Origin of the sequence: Pseudomonas tehranensis, from assembly GCF_014268615.1 — a bacterium.
GTDB lineage: Bacteria > Pseudomonadota > Gammaproteobacteria > Pseudomonadales > Pseudomonadaceae > Aquipseudomonas > Aquipseudomonas tehranensis.
Map to the genome: position 1 here is coordinate 1 of NZ_JABWQV010000291.1, position 5,569 is coordinate 5,569.

General features: G+C 63.0%; 3 protein-coding genes. 1 reads left to right on the forward strand and 2 read right to left on the reverse strand.

Annotation, left to right across the window (positions count from 1 at the left end; genetic code table 11):
- Positions 1-1,841 (forward strand): alkaline phosphatase D family protein (locus tag HU811_RS24255; RefSeq protein ID WP_186658505.1); only part of this gene is annotated, 1,841 nt, incomplete at its 5' end.
- A gap of 143 nt (positions 1,842-1,984) precedes the next feature.
- On the opposite strand, the gene HU811_RS24260 is transcribed toward HU811_RS24255, so the two are convergent.
- The gene (locus HU811_RS24260) at positions 1,985-2,485 is read right to left on the reverse strand and encodes a methylated-DNA--[protein]-cysteine S-methyltransferase (protein ID WP_186658506.1); all 501 of its coding nucleotides are present in this window, start codon (positions 2,483-2,485) and stop codon (positions 1,985-1,987) included.
- Between the two features lie 184 nt (positions 2,486-2,669).
- Positions 2,670-5,399: a winged helix-turn-helix domain-containing protein gene (locus HU811_RS24265; protein ID WP_186658507.1), complete on the reverse strand. Its 2,730-nt coding sequence runs from the start codon at positions 5,397-5,399 to the stop codon at positions 2,670-2,672.
- Positions 5,400-5,569: the final 170 nt, after the last annotated feature.

Here is a 5,569-nt window from a genome sequence, read left to right on the forward strand (position 1 = left end):
GGCGGGAGCCGACGCGGCTGGTGATGTGGCTGGTGGGTACACGCCCCCTCACGTTGACCCTGCGCGTAGACGGTCTGAGCGATCTGACCCTGGACGCCCCGCGTTGCACCGTTGTGCCGGTGGGGCAGCAGGCTTTTGTGCACCTGATCGATGTACGACTCGACACCGCCCTGCCCCAGGACGTGGCGATTGACTACGACCTGCTGGTGGACGGCGCCCCCATTGCCGAATGGGCGCCCCATCTGTTGTATGGCCAGGCGCAGTGTCCGAACTTCGTCCTGCATTCGCGTATCGATCAATTGGTCCATGGCTCCTGCCGCAAACCCCACTACCCGACCAACGACGGCTTGCTCTGCGTCGACCGGCTGTTGGCACAAGCCCCGCAGCAGCGACCGGCGCTGTTGATGATGAGCGGTGATCAGGTCTACGCCGATGACGTCGCCGGGCCGACACTGCGGGCGATTCATGCGTTGATCGAACGGCTGGGGCTGTTCGAGGAATGCCTGGACGGCGCGGTGGTGGAAGACAGCGCCAAGCTCTATGAACACCCGGCCAGTTACTACCACCGCGCCGATTTATTACCAGCGCTGGAAAGCAACGAAACCCTGCGCGAACGGTTTTTCGGCGGGGCCCGCAAGCCGATATTCACCAGCAGCAGCGCCGACAATCATCTGGTGACCTTCGCTGAAGTCATGGCGATGTACTTGCTGGTGTGGTCACCCGTGCCGTGGACGCTGATCGACCCGCAACCGCCGGAACTGACCGCCGAGCGGCGCCAGCGCTACGACCTGGAACAGCAGCGCATCGAGGGTTTCAAGACAGGTCTTGGGGGCGCGGCGCGGGTGTTTGCACACCTGTCGTGCCTGATGATTTTCGACGATCACGACATCACCGATGACTGGAATTTATCCGCGCAGTGGGAAGAAACGGCCTACGGCCACCCGTTCTCCAAGCGCATCATCGGCAACGCACTGATCGCCTACATGCTCTGCCAGGGCTGGGGCAACAACCCGGACGCGTTCGATGACGTAATCCAGCAAACCCTGGCCCTGAGCGACACCGCCCGGGACCGCTACCTGGACAGCGGCCCGCAGGACAAACTGATCGACACACTGCTGGGTTTCCAGCAATGGCACTATGTGCTGCCGACCACCCCGGCCCTGGTGGTGCTCGACACCCGCACCCGCCGCTGGCGCAGCGAGCGCAACCTCAAGCAGCCTTCGGGATTGCTCGACTGGGAAGCCCTGAGCGAACTTCAGCAGGAGCTGCTGGATCACCCCTCGGCGATCATTGTTTCACCGGCGCCGATCTTCGGTGTGAAGTTGATCGAAACCGTGCAACGGGTGTTCAGTTGGTGCGGTTATCCGCTGCTGGTGGACGCGGAAAACTGGATGGCCCATCGCGGCGCGGCGCAAGTGATCCTGAATATTTTCCGGCACTCGCGCACACCCGGCAATTACGTGGTGCTGTCCGGGGATGTGCATTATTCCTTCGTCTATGAGGTGCTGATCCCACACCGCAAGGGCGGCCCGCGCATCTGGCAGATCACCAGCAGCGGCATCAAGAATGAGTTCCCGCCGGCGCTGCTGGAATGGTTCGATCGCTTGAACCGTTGGCTCTACTCGCCCCGCTCGCCCCTGAACTGGTTCACCAAGCGGCGCAGCATGCGCATCATTCCTCACACCCCCGAACACGCCGAGGCTGGAGAGCGGTTGTGGAACTCGGCGGGGATCGGGCAGGTGTTCTTCAATGAACAGGGGCAGCCGACGCAGATATTCCAGCACAACGCCAACGGCAAACCGCCGACGCGCATGCGGGCGCCGCAAGAGCCTTCGGCCTGAACCGAGTGGGCACTGCACAGAATTTGTGGGAGCGAGCCTGCTCGCGATGGCTCATGTACAGCCAGCATTTTTGCAAGCTGACACTCCGCTATCGCGAGCAGGCTCGCTCCCACAGGGTTTAGTGGCGCTCCACATTTAAGCACTCAAAACACCAACTGCAGCGTCTGCTGACCTTCCAGGCTCAGGAGGAACTGTTTGGCCGCAAGGCCGCCCGCAAAGCCGGTGAGGCTGCCGGAGGTGCCGATGACGCGGTGGCAGGGGGCGATGATGGAGATGGGGTTGCGTCCGTTGGCGGCGCCTACCGCCCGTACCGCCGTGGGCTGGCCGATCTGGATGGCGATGTCGCGGTAACTGCGGGTTTCACCAAAGGGAATCGTCAGCAGTGCCTGCCAGACCCGGACCTGGAATTCGGTGCCGGCAAAGTCCAGTTCCAGATCGAAGTGCCTGCGCTGGCCGGCGAAATATTCCATGAGCTGGCGTTCGGTTTCCTTGAGGATCGGGTGCTGACTGTCCTCTTCCAAAGGGCCCAGGCGCACGCGGTTGAGACGTTCGTTTTCCCAGAGGATGGCCGCCAACTTTGTATCCCGGGCGACGAGGATCAACTCGCCCACGGGGGATGGGATGGTTTTGTACAGGGGTAACATCAGGTATTGACCTCTGACTGGCTTTTTGTGGCGAGGGGATTTATCCCCGCTGGGCTGCGTAGCAGCCCTAAGACCTGCCGCCTCGATGTGTCAGACTGATTGGTTAACTGCTTTGGGGCTGCTGCGCACCCCAGCGGGGATAAATCCCCTCGCCACAGGGACCTCATGTCATGCCACCTTACCTCTAGCCCAACAACCCTAACACCTTCGCTCGCGCAACGGCCTGGGTGCGGCGCTCCACGCCAAGCTTACTGTTGATGTGGCTGGCGTGGGTCTTGACCGTGTGCAGCGAGATGAACAACTGCTCGCTGATTTCCTGGTTCGAACAGCCTTGGGCAATCAATTGCAGTACCGCACGCTCGCGACTGCTGAGGGTTTCGACGGGGGCCGATGAATCGGCAGCCACCGTCGACGGCAGGCGCTCGAGCAGGTTCTGGCGCAAGGGACTGGGTGGTGCGCGCAACAGTTGCTCGCGCAGCCACTCCCGATGTTCGCCCAGCAACCATTCGAACGGCTGCAGCACACCGCCAGCGGCGGCTTCGAGGGCTTGGGCCAGGGTACTGCGGGCTTCGGGTTCGCGACCGACGCTCAGCAGCAAGGCGACCTTCTGGTTGAGCGCCATCACACTGAGCATCTGCCGGCCGGTTTGCTGGCCGTGTTCAAGCAAGGCATTTAGCCGTCCTTCGGCCAACATGGGCTGGCCCCGGATAGACTCCAGCACCGCCTGTTGCAGTTCGACATGCAGCGGCAGTTGCGGGTGGAATTCCGGCGGCGCGGCGGCCCGTTCACCGGTGTAGGTCTGCCCCAACCGCGCCAGCCAGGCTTCGGCCAGGTCGGTACGGCCCTGGGCCAGCCAGAGTTCGCATTTGACCAGGGTGATCATCGCCAGGTAATAAATCGGCGGAACGTCCCAGATATGCATCAGGCGCTCGGCTTCGGCCAGTTCGGCAAAGGCCCGGGCGAATTCGCGAGCGTGGCCTTCAATCCGCGCGATCACGCAGTGGCCGATCAACACGCTGATGTCGCGGCACGCCCGCGCTTCGGTGAGACCGGCCTGTAAGCGCGCCAATCCGGCCTGGGGCTGCATGCGCAAGGTCAGCAGGAACCCTTCGTACAGAATCAATCGCGCCCGCACGGCATACAGCCGTTGCGGCGAGAGCGCGTGCAAACGTTGCAGGCCCTGATGCACTTCATCGAGCGCCCGCAGGATCTCCCCTCGCGCTTGCAAAACCCGGGCTCGGTCGTAATGGGCCAGGGCCTCGAATAACGGGTTACCAACGCGCTGCGCCAGCTCCAGGGAGTCACGGTTCAAGGCCCGGGCGCGCCACAGGTCACCGTCGGCAATCGCCAGGTTCGACAGCGTGGACAGGCACATCAGACGTTGGCCATAGCGCTTTTGCGGCAGGCTCTCCAGGGCTTCGGTGCAGTAACGCACAGTGGCCTCGCGATCGCCACGGCCACGGGCAATGATCCCACTCAGGGCCAGCCATTGGGCAAGCATGGATTTTTGCGCAGTGGCCGAAGGCGCCGGCAGGAACCGGCTCAGGTGGGCGGCCAGTTCTTCAGCGGCGTCCAACTGGCAGGCCAGCCCCAGCGCCCAGCTGTACAGCACGATCAAGCGCGGTGTGCTGATGAGCAGGCTGTCGGGCAAGTCCATTTTCCAGCGCAGCAACATGCCGACGTTCTGCTCGGCCAGCAATTGCTCCTCCGAGAGGTTCTGCACCAGGTTCGCCGCCACATCCAGATGCCCGGCCCGCAGCGCCTGTTCCACGGCCTCGTCGATCAGGCCCTGGGCATTGAACCAGCGGCAGGCCCGAAGGTGCAGGCTCGCAGCCGGCACCATGGCCGGCGCACTGGGACGGCTGCGCAGCAAATCGGAAAACAGATGGTGGTAACGGTACCAGTGGCCATGCTCGTCCAGCGGCACCAGGAACACCTGGTGCGCCGCCAGATACTCCAGTATTTCGGCGCTGTCATGGGCTTCGCGCACGGCATCGCACAGTTCGCTGCAGAAACGCTCCTGGGACGCGGTGTCGTAGAGAAACGCCTGCACTTCGGCGGGCAGACAGTCGATGACTTCCTCAAGCAGGTAATCGCGAATCAGCCCTTCGCCGCCATGCAGAGCCTGGGGCATGCGGCCCTCAGTCCCGGCCTCGGAAGCGGCCAGCAACCAAAAGCGCAGCCCGGCCACCCAGCCTTCACTGCGCTGGATCAGGCTCTCCAGGGCTTCCCCGCGCAACGAACTGCTGTGGTGCTGCAGCAGGGTCTGGGCTTCTTCATGAGTCAGGCGCAAGTCCTGCTCGTTCAGTTCGAGCAATTGGCGTGACAGACGCAGGCGCGCCAGATGCCAGTCCGGGCGCTGTCGACTGGTGACCAGCACCAGCAAACCTTCGGGCAGATGATTAAGGAAAAATTGCAGGCAACGGTCCAGCACCGGGCTTTGGGCCAAGTGGTAGTCGTCGAGCACCAGCAGCAAGGGTGTATCCGGCGACAGATGCGCGGACAGTTCATCCAGCAGGCCGTCGAGCCACTCTTCGAATGCGAAAGGTTGGTGGCGCTGGCGCATTTTCAGCAGCCCCAACGCCCGACCTCCCAACTGCGGGAAGAACGCCTGGAGCCCTTCGAGCAGCCGCTCCAGAAAGCGTCCCGGGTCGTTGTCCCTGGCACTGAGCCCCAGCCAGAGGCTTTGCCAATGGGCCGGCAGGCTCTGGCAGAACTCCACCGCCAGTGAACTTTTGCCGAACCCGGCCGGGGCGCTCACCAACAGCAAGCGGCCTCCCAACCCCGCACTCAAACGCTCGCACAACCGCGGCCGCACGACGTGACCATCGGGCAAGGGCGGGCGGTAGAAACGCCCGTCCTGAACCGCGACGGCAGTGCGGGTAGAACCCGGAAGTGAAGACAGATCAGTCATGGCCGGCTCTTGTTGGAGTGCGGGTGGCGGCGTTGCCGATGTCCGCAGACTAGCGGTAAACGAAGAGGTATTGAAGGGAGCTGCTACAAATGGCTACAAAAAGGCTACAAGCCGACCGACTCGAAAAATTCAGGCAGCCACCGCTCTTGTGGCGAGGGAGCTTGCTCCCG

Bases quoted from the DNA above. Each gene is read 5' to 3' on its own strand.
- HU811_RS24260 (WP_186658506.1), bottom strand. From the start codon at position 2,485: ATGTTACCCCTGTACAAAACCATCCCATCCCCCGTGGGCGAGTTGATC.
- HU811_RS24265 (WP_186658507.1), bottom strand. From the start codon at position 5,399: ATGACTGATCTGTCTTCACTTCCGGGTTCTACCCGCACTGCCGTCGCG.